Raw genomic sequence first — 14,701 nt, 5'->3', positions numbered from 1 at the left:
CCTGACGGGCTTGTCAGTTGGACAGATGAGAGTGGCCCCTAACCGACCGCGAGAACGTCTCCTTGATGGGCCATCCGGGTTGCCTGAGCTCGTTTCCGTTACCCGCCTAGGGGAACTCCTCCAGGCAGACGTGCCGAATTTTGCCGGGTAAGCCGCCGAGGCCGCCATGCGCCAGCAGAAATAGAAGGCTGGGGCGCAGCAGGCGGTCGCTGAGGCAATCTACGGCAGCGCTTCGAACCTACGCTGATGGCCATTGACCATCTCGCGCAGCGAGGCTGGCTGAAGCACTTCCACCGATTTTCCCCACGTGTAGAGATGCCAGCACATCTCGAGATGTCCCGACGCTCTGAACCGTACGAGCAATGATCCGTCCTTCTCCACTTCGACCGTTTGGGTCGGGTGAAACACGAATCGGCGGGCGTGATCAGCCGCGTCAGGAGAGAAGCGCCACACCACGTCACCATGCTCCGCCTCACTCTCGTAAGAGCCAAAGCCTTTTTCGGCATGCTTGCGGAGGCTAAAATTTGGGTCGATGTCGAAGCTCTCTCCGAGCACTTCGGCCGCATAAATCTCCTCGACGCGGTAGTGCTGAAGGCGCCCAGCCTTCTTCGCCGTGTCACGAGCTACGAGATAGCGCCGAACACCGAGCAAAAGCCCGTGCGGCGCTACGATGCGTTCGCTCGGCTTGTCCTGCGTTCGACGACGGTAGGTGATCCTGAGCAGGAACGGCCCCTTCAGCGCCTCCGAGATCGCGGCGTTGACCTGGCTGTTCATGACGGGCTGCGGACCAGGTCGGGCGGCGTGGCCGAGTGCCTCCAAGAGTACCTCCTCGTCGACCGAAAGCCGCGTGCCCGCACCGGGTGGGAGAAGTGCGCGGACCTTAGACTGGAGCTGGCGCAGCGACCCTGCCTCTGCCGTCATTTGAGCGGCATCAAGTTCGGCAATTGCTGCCGCGAGCGCGGCGAGTTCTTGCGCCGAGGGCGTTAACAGAGGCGCGATTGCCTTGGCGTAGATACGCCAGCGGCGCTTGCGGTCGTCGCCGTCCTCAGCCTTAGTCTGCGGGAATGCAGCCTGCAGCGCGTCGGTCATCCGCTGCGCGGTGCGGTGCGAGCAGCCCCACTCGTCGACGATCTCCTCGAGCGACACACCGCTCCGGCCCGTCGCCATCATTGCGAGCTTGAGCAGTTCTTGACCCTTCGCGAACGACATTGAAGCACTCTGACAGCTTTTGTCACCCTTATGTGCCATATCGCAGGAAAGGGGAATGCGTATGCGCAAGACCGACGGCGCGATTAGGCTTTCGGCCTCCGATTTGATGCGGTTTAAGAGCTGTCGCCACGCGACGACGCTCGACCTGCGGCTGATCGAGGTCGGCGACCTGGCGCCGAGCGAGGACGGTGCCGAAGCCGAGTTGCTGCAGCGGCAGGGCGACGAGCATGAGATCGCCTTTCTGGACCAGCTTAAGGCCGACGGCCGCTCCGTCGTCGAGATCCCGAAAGACGGCCTGTCGCTGGAGGACTCCGTCCGCCTCACGCTCCAGGCGATGTTGGACGGGCCGACGTGATCTTTCAAGGTGCGCTGCTCGACGGCGCATGGGGCGGCTACAGCGACTTCCTCGAGCGAGTCGAGCGACCGTGTGACCTCGGCGCGTGGTCCTACGAGGTCGTCGACACCAGCCGCTGCGTAATAGCATCCTCAAGGACGCGGTCGCCGCGGTCACCGAGGAGATCATCGCCAACACAGGCCGCCTCCCTGCGGTAGAGCACTTGCTGACGCAGTGTCCGCCGATATTCGTCGACGGCCTGCGCCCCGCAGGGATCATCTCGGCCGATGGCGACCTGCCGGCGGAGACGAGTCGCGCGATCTCGGCGATGGCGGGCACGACGCTGGCCATCCAAGGGCCGCCGGGAACGGGCAAGACCTACGTCAGCGCCCTCTCGATCGTGGACCTCGTCCGCGCCGGCAAGCGCATCGCGGTCTCGTCGAACAGCCACAAGGCCATCGGCAACCTGCTCGAGGCGGTGGTCGATCGCGCCCGTGCCGAAGGTGTCCCATGCAGCGTCGTTCAGAAGGCGTCCGACGACGGTGACGATGAGGCGCATCCCGGGATCATCTTCGTCAGCGACAACGACGCGCCTGAGATCGCAGCGGCGGACGTAGTCGGTGCGACAGCGTGGCACTTCGCTCGCTATGCCGACGCGGCCTACGACCACCTGATCGTCGACGAGGCCGGGCAGGTTTCGATCGCCAACATCCTTGCCATGGCGCGCTGCGCCCGCAACATCGTGCTCGTGGGCGATCCCATGCAGCTGCCGCAGCCGTTGCAGGGGAGCCACCCCGGCGACAGCGGCCGCTCATGCCTCGAATACCTGATCGACGGTCATCGTGTCGCTCCGTCGGATCGCGGCGTGTTCATGCCCGTAAGCCGACGCATGCATCCGCGCATCTGCGACTTCATCTCTACTGCGGTCTACGAGGACAGGCTCGGGAGCGAAGAGGCGGCGGGTAGCCAAACGCTGGTCTCCCGCGCTGGCGACGACCTAGTCGGAGCCGGCATGCGCGCCGTGGCGCACTTCGGCCGCTCGCAAGTCAGCCCCGAGGAAATCGACGCGGTCGCCGCGAGGATCGTCGAGGTGGAGGGATCGACCTACCGCGACCGCGAGCGTCGCGAGCGCGTCGTCGGCCCTGCCGACATCCTCGTGGTCGCGCCGTACAACGCGCAGGTGAACGCGCTGCGCGCGCGGCTGCCCAGCACCGTCCGCGTCGGCACGGTAGACCGCTTCCAGGGGCAGGAGGCGCCAGTATGCCTCGTCTCGATGACGACCTCGAGCGGAGAGGAATTGCCGAGAGATATTGCGTTCCTCTTCTCGCTCAACCGCATCAACGTCGCCGTGTCGCGAGCGCAGGTCGCAGCGATGGTCTTTGCTAGCCCGGCGCTCCTCGAGACACCGTGCCGGACGATTGAGGAAATGGCGCTAGTAAACGCCCTCTGCCTGCTGCGCGAGCATGGGGGTGACAATTTCTGACACCCGCGCGTGCGAAAGTAGCCGCATCGGAATACGCAGGAGGCGGCAAAATTTCGATCTGGGGATCGGTTTTGCAACATCGTCAAGAGGGTACGCTGGACGATATCAGCCCATTGGGACTCGGATCATGGGGCAGAAATACGAGAACTAGGGAGGCTACAACCCCAGCGACCGCGACCGGAGGCGTGAGGCACGGTCGAACTTCGGAGACTTTGATGAAACGTGAAGGCCCGGGCCGGAACCCCGGGCCTCGCCGTAGACCCGCAGAACGTCAGGATGCTGCGCGGGACTGCACTTGGTCGGCTCTTCTTTAGGGAGGAAATCCTGGTGCTCGTCAAGCGGCATCACTTCTTTGGAAGGAGCCCAGAATGGCAACATGTGACGTTGCCCTGATCCGCGAGCAGGGAGTTCGCTTCGCGGTTGTGTGCGTCGCTGACCACGTCATCGATAGCCCAAGCCAGCGCGAAAATGCGCTGGCGGCATGGGCGAGCGAACTTGGTGTCCCGATCGCCCTGATGGGCGCTCGCCGGCATAGAACCTTCGGTCGCCCGGATATCGTTCGCTGGCTGGCAAACATCAATCCGGGGTGCCTGCCTTGGCGCCGCGCGACAATTTCCTAGAGGAGATAACTCATGTCAAAGACCCTTAAACCTGGCACTACGGCTCCCCGCTCCGGTCAATATGAACAGGTGGGACCTCGAGGCGGGAACACTGGCAATGAGCGTACGGTTGTGCGCGGCGAGCCTATGCCGCCCACGCCCAAGCCCGGAATGGGATATCGCCTCGTCGACCCGACCAAGAACGGGTCTGGGCGCCGCTAATCGAAGATCAAAAAGTGCGGGGAGAGACTTCCCGCACTTCTCAATTCCGAACCGCTTTTTCAACGGTTACGCAGCATCGGCCACCGTCCCTCCAGGAGTTTGAGGCGATCGCCGAGGCGATATCGACCTTGGCCCACGGCGGGGGCTGATTGATCGGGCAACTGCGCCGATAGACTAAGCGAATACCGCTTGCTCAGACCTTTCCGTTTTGGCGAAGCCCGTTAATCTCCTCTCCTGGGGAGCTGGCTGATGGAAAACGCGGACATAGATAACTTGGAGAGCGCCGGAAACGACGATAGCGAGAAGCAAAGCAATCCAGAGATCGTTCCGGACGTTGCTACGGGCTTTACATACGCATCCTATCAGAACGCGATACCGGTGATCCGCTCCATTCGGATCGCGAACCTAGGCGGCCGGCATTTTGAGGGCTGCCGGCTCGATTTGACCTCGACGCCGTCTTTCCTGCGCCCCAAATCGTGGAGCATCGACCGGCTGCTGCCCGGCGACGAACTGAACCTCAGCGATCGCAAGGTCGAGCTCGACGCCCGATATCTGGCCGGCCTCGACGAGGCGGAGCGCGGCGAGATCACTTTGCGGCTCTCCTCGGCCGGCCAGGTGCTCGACGAACGCAGATTGAACGTGCGCCTGCTCGCCCGCGACGAGTGGGGCGGGGTCGCGGACATGGCCCAGTTGCTGCCGGCCTTTGTCCTGCCCAACGACCCCGCCGTGGCGCCGCTGCTGCGAGGTGCAGCGGACCGGCTCGCCGCTCATGGCCATGCCGGCGGCCTGGACGGCTACCAGTCGCAGAGCCCTCAGCGCGCCTATCTGCTGTCCGCAGCGATCTATTCGGCCATTGCCGGGCTGGGATTGCATTATGCCGAGCCGCCCGCGAGCTTCGAAAGTCGCGGCCAGAAGATTCGGCGCCCGAGCACCATTGCCGAGGAGCGGCTGGCGACCTGCCTCGATACCACGCTGCTCTTCGCCGCTGCGCTGGAGGCGGCAGGACTGCATCCCGTCGTCCTGCTGTTCCAGGGTCATGCCGCGGTCGGCGTCTGGCTCGTGCCGCGCTGTTTTGCCAACGCTATCGAGACGGACCAGATGGAGGTGCGCAAGGCGCTAGCCTCGCGGGAGCTCGTGGTCTTCGAGACGACGGGCGTGACCCATCGCCCGGCCATGACGATGGAAGCGGCGCAACGGGCGCTCGATATCCGGATGGCAGAGGAGCAGGCGCATGGGTTCGTCGCGGCCATCGACGTCAGGCGCTCGCGCAGCGGCGGCATCATGCCCCTCGCTTCCCATCAGCCCATCCGGCGCCCGGCGGTAGAAGGAGAAGGCGAGCCTGTTTCGGTGTCCGAGCTGCCCCTGCCGCCTGCGCCGGATTTCGGCGCCCTGTCGGCCGAGATGGTGGAGGTGAAGCCGACCAGCGCGGCCGGCCGCATCGACCGCTGGCAGAAGAAGCTGCTCGACCTGACGCTGCGCAACCGGCTCCTGAATTTCCCAGACTCGAAGAAGACCATCCCGTTTCTCTGCACAGACATCGCCTATCTCGAGGACAGGCTGGCCGATGGCGCCGCGGTCAGCATCATCTCGCTGCCCGAGCAAAACCCACTCGGCGAGCGCGATGCGGCGCTGTACCGCGATGTCCACGGCCGGGATCTGCAACGCGGTTTCGCCGCGGAGGCGCTGCTGCGGGACGAGCTCTCCTCGACGCTTGACGCAAGGCAACTCGAAGCACGGCTCATCGACCTGCATCGCCAGGTCAAGAACGACTTCGCCGAAGGCGGCGCAAACACCTTGTTTCTGGCGGTCGGGTTCCTGCGCTGGCGCAAGAAATCCGAGGAGGAGCGCAGCTACAGGGCGCCGCTTCTGCTGATGCCGGTCAAGCTGCAGCGGCGCAGCGCGAGCTCGCGCTTCGCGATCCGTTTCCACGAGGACGAGCCGCGCTTCAACGCCACCCTGCTCCAGTTCCTGGAGCGCGATTTCGATCTGAAGCTGCCGCAGTTCAGCGGCGAATTGCCGATCGACGAGAGCGGCATCGACGTGCCGCGCCTGCTCGCCTCAGTACGGCAGGCGGTGCGCGACGTGCCCGGGATGGAGGTCATCGACGAAACCGCCCTGTCGACCTTCTCTTTCGCGAAATTCCTGATGTGGAAGGATCTCGTCGAGCGCACGGCGGCGCTGCGCGAGAACAAGGTCGTGCGTCATCTCATCGACACGCCGGAGCAGAGCTTCCTGCCGGACGGCGGACCGCCGAGCTTTCATGACGAGCGAGATCTCGACCGTGTCTATGCGCCGTCCGCCATCGTCAGCCTTCTCCCCTCGGATTCCTCACAGACGGCCGCCAGCCTCGCCGCCGCGGAAGGACGGGATTTCGTCATCGTCGGGCCGCCGGGCACCGGCAAGAGCCAGACCATCGCCAACATGATCGCGAACTGCCTCGCGGTCGGAAAGACGGTGCTGTTCGTCGCCGAGAAGACGGCCGCGCTCGATGTCGTCTATCGCCGGCTGCGCGAGCACGGGCTCGGGGACCGGTGTATCGAGCTCCATTCCAACAAGGCCGATCGCCGCCATTTCCTCGCGCAGCTCAAGGCGGCCTGGGAGCATGGCGGCCGGAGCGACGCGTCGGAATGGATCGCCATCAACGAGCGGCTGCGGCTGCGCCGCGACAGCCTCAACGCTTATGTCGAAGCCTTGCACCGCCGCCACCGGAACGGCTGGACGCCCTACCGGGCGCTCGGAACGGCGCTCAAGGGTGCCGATGAGGTCGCTCCCGCTCTCACATGGCCCGAGCGGGACACGCATGGTGCGGACGCATTCCGAGGCCTCGAGGACGTGGCGGCCGAACTCGGCGTCGTGTTCGCCTCGGTGGAACGGCGGCCGGCGCTCGAGCTGGTCGATATCGCCGAATGGAGTTCGGGCTGGCAGGACGATCTGCTCGCCGCCGCCCGCGCACTCCGGAATGCGATCGACCTGCTCTCGAGTGCGGTTGCCGCCGCGTTCGCCAGCCTCGGCCTCAAGCCCCGGTCGCAACCCTCGGCCGATGCCGTGGAGGCGCTGGCCGAACTCGCGGCCGCCTTGCAGGAGAGCCAGGGGATCGATGTCTCGATCGCCTTCGATCGTGATTTTTCCCGCTGCGCCGATGCGCTCGCGGCCCTTGGCGGCGATATCGCCGCCTATCGCGACGCGGAACGGAGACTTCAAGCCGTTTACGCCCCCGCCGTGGTCCGCAGTCTTGATGCCGATGCGCTGTTGCGGCAATGGCGGGAGGCGAGTGGCTCGTTCTGGCCGGGCTCGCTGCTGGGCAGGCGCAAGGTTCAGAAGATGCTGCAGGGCTATGTCTCGCAGGGCATGGCCGAGCCGGAGCGCGAGCTGCCGCTGCTCTCGCGCATGAAGGCCGCGCTGGCGGCGATCGACGGGAACGTTCTCGTCGGAAAGCCGTTGCCGGTCGAGGGGCTGTCGACCGACACCAGCGCGGTGGCCGGGATCCTCGCGCTCGCATCGCGGCTTCGCGACGCGTTGCGCATTCCGGGTATCGACACCGACGATGTCGGTTCACTCCTGCGGTCGCTCGCGCCCTGCCTACCGGCGACCGCCGGAGCCGGTGGTGCGCGATTGGCTGGAGCCAGGCTTCTGGCCGCGCTGGCGGGCCTGAAGCCCGCGGCCGGGCAGTTCGCGGCGCTGTCCGGGCGCGGCGTCGCAACGGCGCACGACCACGCCGCGCTGGCGACGCTCTCGCAATCCCTGGATGCGCTGGCGGAGGCGGGGCATCTGCTGCGCGACTGGTCGGTCTGGTGCCGGGCGAGAGGGCGCGCCGTCGATCTGGGCCTTTCGCCCCTCGTCCAGGCGCTCGAAGACGGCAGCGTCGCGCCGGCGAAGGCGCGCGAGGCGTTTTCCTTGGGCTATGCACGATGGTGGCTGCCGAAGATTCTCGATGGCGACGCGGTCCTGCGGGATTTCCGCCGCTTCCAGCACGAGAACACGATCACCGAATTCCGCGAACTCGACGATCTCGTCCGATCCCATGCGGCGCAGCGGGTGATCGATGGGGTCGCGCATGGGCTGCCGCCGGTGCAGGGGGTACCACGCAACTCCGAGCTCGGATTGCTGCGGCATCAGATGGAGCTGCAGCGGCCGAGCCAGTCCATCCGCGACGTCATCGGCAGGATGCCGCAGAGCTTCGCCAAGCTAGCGCCCTGCATGCTGATGTCACCGCTCTCGATCGCGCAGTATCTGCCGCCCGACCACGCACCGTTCGATGTCGTGATCTTCGACGAGGCTTCGCAGATCACGACATGGGACGCCGTCGGCGCGATCGCGCGGGCGCGCCAGACCGTCATCGTCGGCGATCCGAAGCAACTGCCCCCGACGAACTTCTTCGGCCGCAACGAGGACGAGGACGACGTCGCCGATCACGAAAAGGACCTGGAGAGCATTCTCGACGAGGCGAGATCCGCCGGCATTCCGGTCCGCGATCTGCGCTGGCACTATCGCAGCCGCAGCGAGTCGCTGATCGCCTTCTCCAATCACCACTATTATCAGAACCGCCTCGTGACGTTCCCCTCTGCCGCCGTCGAGGACCGCGCCGTGCAGCTGCGCAAGGTGCCGAGTGGCGTCTATGATCGCGGCAAGAGCCGTACCAACCGCATCGAGGCGCAGGCCGTAGCGGACGAGGCGGTCTCCCGGATGCGGAGCTGGCTCAAGCTGCCGGAGAAGCAGCGCCCGACCCTCGGCGTGATCACCTTCAACGCACAGCAGCAATCGCTGATCCTCGATCTGCTCGATGCCGCGCGCCGTAACGAGCCGGAACTCGAGTGGTTCTTCGCCGACGAGCGCGTCGAGCCGACGATCGTCAAGAACCTGGAGAACGTGCAGGGTGACGAGCGCGACGTCATCCTGTTCTCGATCACTTTCTGGAAGGACGCAGCCGGCAAGCTGGCGATGGATTTCGGCGCCCTCAACCGCGATGGCGGCGAGCGACGCCTGAACGTCGCCGTCACCCGCGCCCGTCAGGAGCTGCTGGTGTTCTCCGGCTTCACCGCCGACCAGATCGACCCGAGCCGTACCAAGGCGCTCGCCGTGCAGCATCTGAAGACGTTCCTCGATTATGCCGAGCGTGGGGCCGTGGCCTTGCCGGCGCAGGACACTGGGTCGGCCGGCGGCTTCGATTCTCCGTTCGAGGAGGCCGTTGCCGCGCAGTTGCAGCGGCATGGTTGGACCGTGGTACCGCAGGTCGGCATTTCCGGCTTCCGGATCGATCTCGGCATACGCCATCCCGATCTCGCTGGCGCCTATCTGGCCGGGGTTGAATGCGACGGCGCAGCCTATCACAGCTCGGCCACGGCGCGGGACCGGGACAAGGTCCGCGAGCAGGTGCTGCGTGGGCTGGGCTGGAACATGCTGCGCGTCTGGTCGACGGACTGGTGGTTCGATGCGAAGGGTTGCGCGCAGCGCCTGCATGGCCAGTTGCAGGCTCTGCTCGACGACGACCGGATACGCCGGGCGGCCACTGCCGAGCAGGCGACGGAGGACACGGAGCCGTCAGCCACCCGCTGGGACATGGGGCACGAGGTCGAGGCTATCGAGGAGATCCGTGACGAAGAGGTCGCAGAGCCCGTCGAGACGCCGGTGCCGCCGCCAATGGTCAGCGAGGCCGAGCTCGTCTCGGTCACGGCCTCCATGGCTCACAACGTCACCCCGGCGCACACGGAACAAGCAGCCGCCGCCGACGTCGCCGGCGACAGAGGCGTTCGCCCCTATCGGATCGCCGATTTATCCGCTTTCCGTGCCGAACCCGATCAGTTCTATGAATTTGCCTATCGCGATACGTTGCGGGGGATGATCGAGGCCGTGATCGACGCCGAAAGCCCGCTGCGCAGCGATGTCTTGGCCCAGCGCATCGCTCGGGCCCATGGCTGGCTGCGCACCGGCGGCCGCATTCGCGAGCGCATTAATCTTCATCTGCGCGGGCTCGACACGACGAGCGAGTCCAGTGGCGAGTTCCTCTGGAGAAAGGGAGCCGTATTGGAGATCGCGCCCTATCGGAAAGCGGCCAGCGAGGATGCGCGTCGCCCCATCGCCGATATTCCTCTGGCCGAGCTCGCTTCGGTCGTCCTCGACAACTCGGATCTGCTCGACCAGCCCGACCCCGCGCGCGATCTCGCACGTCTGCTCGGCGTTGAGCGACTGGCCGCTGTCTCCCGCGCTCGCCTCGACGAGGCGATCGCGCGAGCACGCCGGCATTCCACGACCAGCGAGCCCTCCGCCTGACCATGTTCCGCTTCATCCACTCCAGCGATCTCCATCTCGGCAAGCGCTTCGGCAATTTCGACGGCGATCTCCCAGGTCGCCTGAGAGAGGCGCGGCACGGCATCATCGGGCGGCTGGCGCAACATGCCCGCGAGCAGGGCGCCGACACGATCCTGCTCGCGGGCGATACCTTCGACACCGAGACGCCGGCGCCCGATATCCGCCGGCAAGCGCTTGCCGCGATGCGCGACCATGCTCCAGTCCGCTGGGTGATCCTGCCCGGAAACCACGATTCGCTGCAGGCGGCGCAGCTCTGGTCGACGCTGAAGGCGGAAGCCCCCGAGAACGTCGTACTGGCGGTCGAGCCGGCCGCGATCCAGCTTGCGGCCGGTGTCGCCCTGTTGCCGGCACCCTGCACGACACGGCGCCCCGGGCGCGACATGAGCGAATGGATGGATGGCGCGGCCACCGCCGAAGGCACGCTACGCGTCGGCCTGGCCCATGGCGCGATCCGCAGCTTCTCCGAGGAAGGCGCCGCCTCGGACGTGATCGCGCCCGACAGGGCCGCTTGCGCCGGCCTCGACTATCTCGCGCTGGGCGACTGGCACGGGCCGCTCACCGTCGATGCGCGCACGCGCTACAGCGGGACGCCCGAGCCCGACCGGTTCAAGCATGGGCGACCGGGCGAGGCTTTGCTGGTGAACCTCGCCGGGCGTTCGGCCCTGCCGGAGGTGAGCGCGCTGCCGACGGCGAGCTTCGACTGGCAGACCCTCGACATGCATTTGCTCGAGGGCGACGATCCAGCGCGGGCCATGGAAGCCTTGCTCCCGCCCCCCGCAAGGCGGCGCCAGACGCTGCTTAAGCTGGTCGCGACAGGGCATAGCCGCCTGTCGTCGCGAACGGCGCTGACGGAAGCTGTCGCGCGCGCCGTCCCGGATTTCGCCCTCCTGGAGCTCGACGAAAACGGGCTCGTCACGGCGTGCGAGGCGGGCGATCTCGACCTCATTGACCGCGCTGGCGCGCTGCGCGAAGCCGCCGCGGCCCTGCTCGCGGAAGCCGAGGACGACGGCCGCTCCGCAGGCGAGCGCGAGATCGCCCGTGCGGCGCTGGCACGGCTGTTCTCCTACGCGCAGGCGGTGGCATCGTGAAGATCTCGGCCCTGCGCCTGTTCAACATCAAGCGTTTCGCCGGCCGTGGCGTCGCCATTGAGGGCATCGGCGACGGCGTCAACGTGCTCTGCGCCGCCAACGAATTCGGCAAGTCGACGAGTTTCGAGGCGTTGCACGCGCTGTTTTTCCAGCCTTATTCCGGAACGGCGGGTCCGGTCCGAAATCTGCGGCCCTATAGCGGCGGCAACCCACTGGTGGAGGCGGACATCGCGCATGGCGACCAGCGCTTCCGGATCACCAAGCAGTATTATCGCGGCGGGTTCGCGCGCGTCACCGACCTCGCCAGCGGGCGCCTCGTCGCGCAAGCGGACGAGGCGGAGAACTTCATCAACGCCCTGATCAAGGGCGGACCAGCTGGGCCGGCGGGGCTCCTCTGGGTGCGCCAGGGCGTGACCGGCATCGAGAAGCGCAGCAATGCCGAGGAAGACGGCGAGAAGCAGGTTCGCGCGAGCCTGCTCGAATCCGTGCAGGGCGAGGTCGAAGCCATCACCGGCGGTCGCCGCATGGCCGAGATCATGCGGGCGGTGGCCGGCGAACTCGACAAGGTCGTGACCAAGCGCGGGCCGAAGGCCGGAGGGCGCTACGCCACAGCGATCGAGGCCCGCGACAGGCTGGCGGCGGAAGAAGCGAGGCTCGCCGCGGATGTCGCGGCCCTGCGGGAAGCGCTGGACAAGCGCGCGTCCGCGCAGAAGAGGCTGGCCGAACTCGACGGTGCGGATGAGCGGCGGGAGCGCCAGGAGGCGGTGGCCGCGGCGCAGGCAAACTTCGAGACGGCGCAGGCGCAAGGCGAGAGGCTGAAAACCGCGGAGGCGGAACTCAAGCTCGCCCGTGAGCGGCGCGATGTCGCCGAACGCGCCCTCGACGCCTTTCGCACGGCTTTGCAGAAGACGACGGACCTTGCCGCACCACTGCACGAGGCGGAACGGCGGCGCGACGAAGCCATCGACCGCCGGGGCGAAGCCGCCGAGACGATCGCGAAGGCACAGGCTGCAGCCGATCTGGCGGATTCCCAGGAGCAGGAAGCCCGCGAGCTGCTGGCGCGTCTCGATGCGGCGCTGCGCGCCCGCGAGGCCACGGAACGTCTCGCGGAGTCGCGGCAGCGGCTGAACGAAGCCGAAGCGAAGCGCGGCGCGCTCGAGGACGCCGAGGCGCAACTGGCCCTCGTCAGCATCCCGCCAGACGCCGTCGAGGCGCTGCAGGCGCTGGAGATCGAGCTCTCCGGGCTTCGCGCGGTCGCCGAAGCGGCGCGTCCTTCGGTCGTCGTCGCCTATGTCGGGGACGCACGCGGCGAGGTCACGATGGACGGGACTCCTCTCGCCGAGGGGCGCGAGCGCAGCTATGACGGGCAGGCGCAACTGATCGTGCCGGGGATCGGCGTGATCTCGCTGCGCTCGAACCGGGCGCAGTCCGGCGATAGCCGCCTGGAGAAAGCCGAGGAGCGGCAGCGCACCCTGCTGGCCTCGATGGGCGTCGCGACCCTGGCCGAGGCGCGGGCGCGTCAGGCCCAGGCCCAGCAGATCGACGCCCGGATACGTGAACTGCGAGGCAGCCTGTCCTCCCTCGCACCGGCGGGGCTGGCGAAGCTGCGCGAAGAGGTCGCGGCCCAGGCACTCGCAGGAGCCGAGATCGTCGAGCCGGAAGGCGATGCGGCCGCGCTTCGCGCCGCGCTGACGGCGGCGGAGCGCGAGCGCTCGGAAGCGCGCCTCGCCCTGCGCGAGGCCGGGCCGGCGCGCGGCAGGGCGGAGGATGCCGTCGTCGCCGCCGAGACGGCGCTGGCGACGCTGCGCGCCGAGCAGGCGCATCTGGAGGCCCAGCTCGGGCCGGCCGATCAACGCGGCGCGCGTGAGCTCGCCCTGTCGGAGGAGCTCGCCGACCGATCGCGCCAAGCTGAGGAGACGCAGGTACGCGCGGCCGAATTGCGGGCCGGCGCGGTCGATCTGGTATCCGCGGAAGCCGCGCTGAAGCGCGCCCGCTCTGTCCAGAGCAGCGCCGAGCAGCAGATCGTGGCGCTGCGGGAGATCGTCGCCGGGCTCAACGCCGAGATACGCGCGCGATCGGACGAGGCGGTCGAAGAGAGCTGGCGCGAGACCGCCGACGCGCTTTCGGCGGCGAAACTGCGCGTCGCCGCCTTCGAGAAGGAGATCGCCACCCTGCAGCGACTCTCCGCTGCGCTCGACGAGGCCCGCACCGAGGCGCGCGAACTGTATCTCAAACCCGTCATGGCCGAGCTCGGTCCGCTGCTGAGCCTGCTGTTCAACGATGTCTCGGTCACCTTCGATGAGCGCACCCTGTTGCCGCAGACGATTTCCCGCAACGGTCAGGAGGAGGAGGTCGAGCGCCTGAGCGGCGGCATGCGCGAGCAGCTTTCGGTGCTCACCCGGCTCGCCTTCGCCCGGCTGCTCGCCCGCGACGGCCGTCCGGCGCCGGTTATCCTCGACGATGCGCTCGTCTATTCCGACGACGAGCGCATTGAGAAAATGTTCGACGCGCTGCATCGCCAGTCGAGGGACCAGCAGATCATCGTCTTCTCCTGCAGGCAGCGCGCTTTCCAGAAGCTGGGCGGAAACATACTCGCGATGGTCGACTGGGAACCGTAGCCGCTGCGCAATCGATCGTTCGCAATGTCCGGTTATAGGCGAGCCTTCAAGTTCCGCTAATGGCGCTCGGCCGCCGATATAGTTCGATGATGCGCTTCGGAGTGGCCTAAGGTCGTCCGCAACTTTGGCTCAAGCCATCAGTCTGCTCACTGCCGCCTCCCAGCCATCTAATCCGCGCGCTCGACCCGCATCGAGATAGAGCCGGGTCGGTCGAAGATCGAAGCCCCACCCTTCACTTCGCCGAGGATGACGATACCGGGCTGAGGGACCTGGCCATCACGATAGTAGACGACGAAGTGGTCCGGGCCCCAAAGCCCGATCGTCCCATTCTTGAAGGCGCGCTGCCGTGCTGCGGCGGGCAGACCCGACGGCAGGCTTCCCGTTTTTTCCTGACGAAGGTGGTCCGTCATCGGAATGGTCAGGGGCAGCATGCCAAGCAGCGCCTTAGTCGCGGCGTTGTCGGCGAGCTCCGCCGTAACGGAACCCCACTCCGACGAGATCTTGATGCGTTCCTGAGCCATGGCTGTTCCGATCGTTGCGAGGAGAAGGGCGCCGGCGATCCGAATGGCTTTGAGCGGCATTGTCCGATCCTCCGTAGTGACTGTCGTTCACCGAGCCTCCCCCGGTCCAGCGGCGGGAGCTTGGCCTACGGGTTTGTGGCTGGCCACCGAGGGCGGCGGCCCCATCGCTTCGTGTCCGGTCGAGATCAGGCGACGAGATGCCGGCCGAAGAAGCTGGCCAGCTTGTCGAACGGGATCACGTCGACCTTGTCGTAGAGATCGACGTGGCTGGCTCCCGGAATGATCATCAATTCCTTCGGCTCCGCGGCCGCCGCATAGGCG

The 14,701-nt window shown here is 66.8% G+C and carries 7 protein-coding genes and 1 pseudogene; 5 read left to right on the top strand and 3 right to left on the bottom strand.

What is annotated here, in order from left to right; translation table 11 throughout:
- Nucleotides 1-219 precede the first annotated feature (219 nt).
- Nucleotides 220-1,209, bottom strand: a complete 990-nt coding sequence (locus JHD80_RS00040; RefSeq protein ID WP_199084326.1) for a helix-turn-helix transcriptional regulator — start codon at nucleotides 1,207-1,209, stop codon at nucleotides 220-222.
- A 61-nt stretch (nucleotides 1,210-1,270) separates the two neighbouring features.
- Between JHD80_RS00040 and JHD80_RS00035 the strand changes: the two genes are divergently transcribed.
- The 5 genes from JHD80_RS00035 to JHD80_RS00015 all read left to right on the top strand — a co-directional run bounded on the left by JHD80_RS00035 (nucleotide 1,271) and on the right by JHD80_RS00015 (nucleotide 13,859).
- Complete coding sequence (locus JHD80_RS00035; RefSeq protein WP_199084325.1) at nucleotides 1,271-1,564, top strand: hypothetical protein; 294 nt, start codon at nucleotides 1,271-1,273, stop codon at nucleotides 1,562-1,564.
- Nucleotides 1,565-1,649: 85 nt separating this feature from the next.
- A complete protein-coding gene (locus JHD80_RS00030; RefSeq protein ID WP_199084324.1) occupies nucleotides 1,650-3,026 on the top strand; it encodes an AAA domain-containing protein in 1,377 nt (458 codons plus the stop codon).
- Between the two features lie 1,070 nt (nucleotides 3,027-4,096).
- Entirely contained in the window at nucleotides 4,097-10,114 is a 6,018-nt protein-coding gene (locus JHD80_RS00025; protein ID WP_199084323.1) for a DUF3320 domain-containing protein, read from the top strand.
- Nucleotides 10,115-10,116: 2 nt separating this feature from the next.
- Nucleotides 10,117-11,241, top strand: a complete 1,125-nt coding sequence (locus JHD80_RS00020) for a metallophosphoesterase family protein (protein ID WP_199084322.1) — start codon at nucleotides 10,117-10,119, stop codon at nucleotides 11,239-11,241.
- Nucleotides 11,238-13,859 carry an AAA family ATPase gene (locus JHD80_RS00015; RefSeq protein WP_199084321.1) on the top strand — a complete coding sequence of 874 codons (2,622 nt, stop codon included), beginning with the start codon at nucleotides 11,238-11,240 and terminating at the stop codon, nucleotides 13,857-13,859. Before JHD80_RS00020 ends, JHD80_RS00015 begins: the two co-directional genes overlap by 4 nt.
- A 167-nt stretch (nucleotides 13,860-14,026) precedes the next feature.
- Here JHD80_RS00015 and JHD80_RS00010 read toward each other — a convergent pair whose 3' ends face one another.
- Together JHD80_RS00010 and JHD80_RS28510 are read right to left on the bottom strand one after the other, a co-directional pair.
- A complete protein-coding gene (locus JHD80_RS00010; protein ID WP_248311293.1) occupies nucleotides 14,027-14,440 on the bottom strand; it encodes a cyclophilin-like fold protein in 414 nt (137 codons plus the stop codon).
- A 125-nt stretch (nucleotides 14,441-14,565) separates the two neighbouring features.
- A pseudogene (locus JHD80_RS28510) lies at nucleotides 14,566-14,701 on the bottom strand (alpha/beta hydrolase); the annotation flags it as partial.

Source organism: Allobosea sp. ASV33, assembly GCF_016428755.1.
GTDB lineage: Bacteria > Pseudomonadota > Alphaproteobacteria > Rhizobiales > Beijerinckiaceae > Allobosea.
The sequence above is the reverse complement of the archived record's forward strand: the minus strand, read 5'-3'. Positions and strand labels throughout refer to the sequence as shown.

Coding starts and splice junctions, on each gene's coding strand:
- JHD80_RS00040 (WP_199084326.1), bottom strand. CDS start 1,209: ATGTCGTTCGCGAAGGGTCAAGAACTGCTCAAGCTCGCAATGATGGCG.
- JHD80_RS00035 (WP_199084325.1), top strand. CDS start 1,271: ATGCGCAAGACCGACGGCGCGATTAGGCTTTCGGCCTCCGATTTGATG.
- JHD80_RS00025 (WP_199084323.1), top strand. CDS start 4,097: ATGGAAAACGCGGACATAGATAACTTGGAGAGCGCCGGAAACGACGAT.
- JHD80_RS00020 (WP_199084322.1), top strand. CDS start 10,117: ATGTTCCGCTTCATCCACTCCAGCGATCTCCATCTCGGCAAGCGCTTC.
- JHD80_RS00010 (WP_248311293.1), bottom strand. CDS start 14,440: ATGCCGCTCAAAGCCATTCGGATCGCCGGCGCCCTTCTCCTCGCAACG.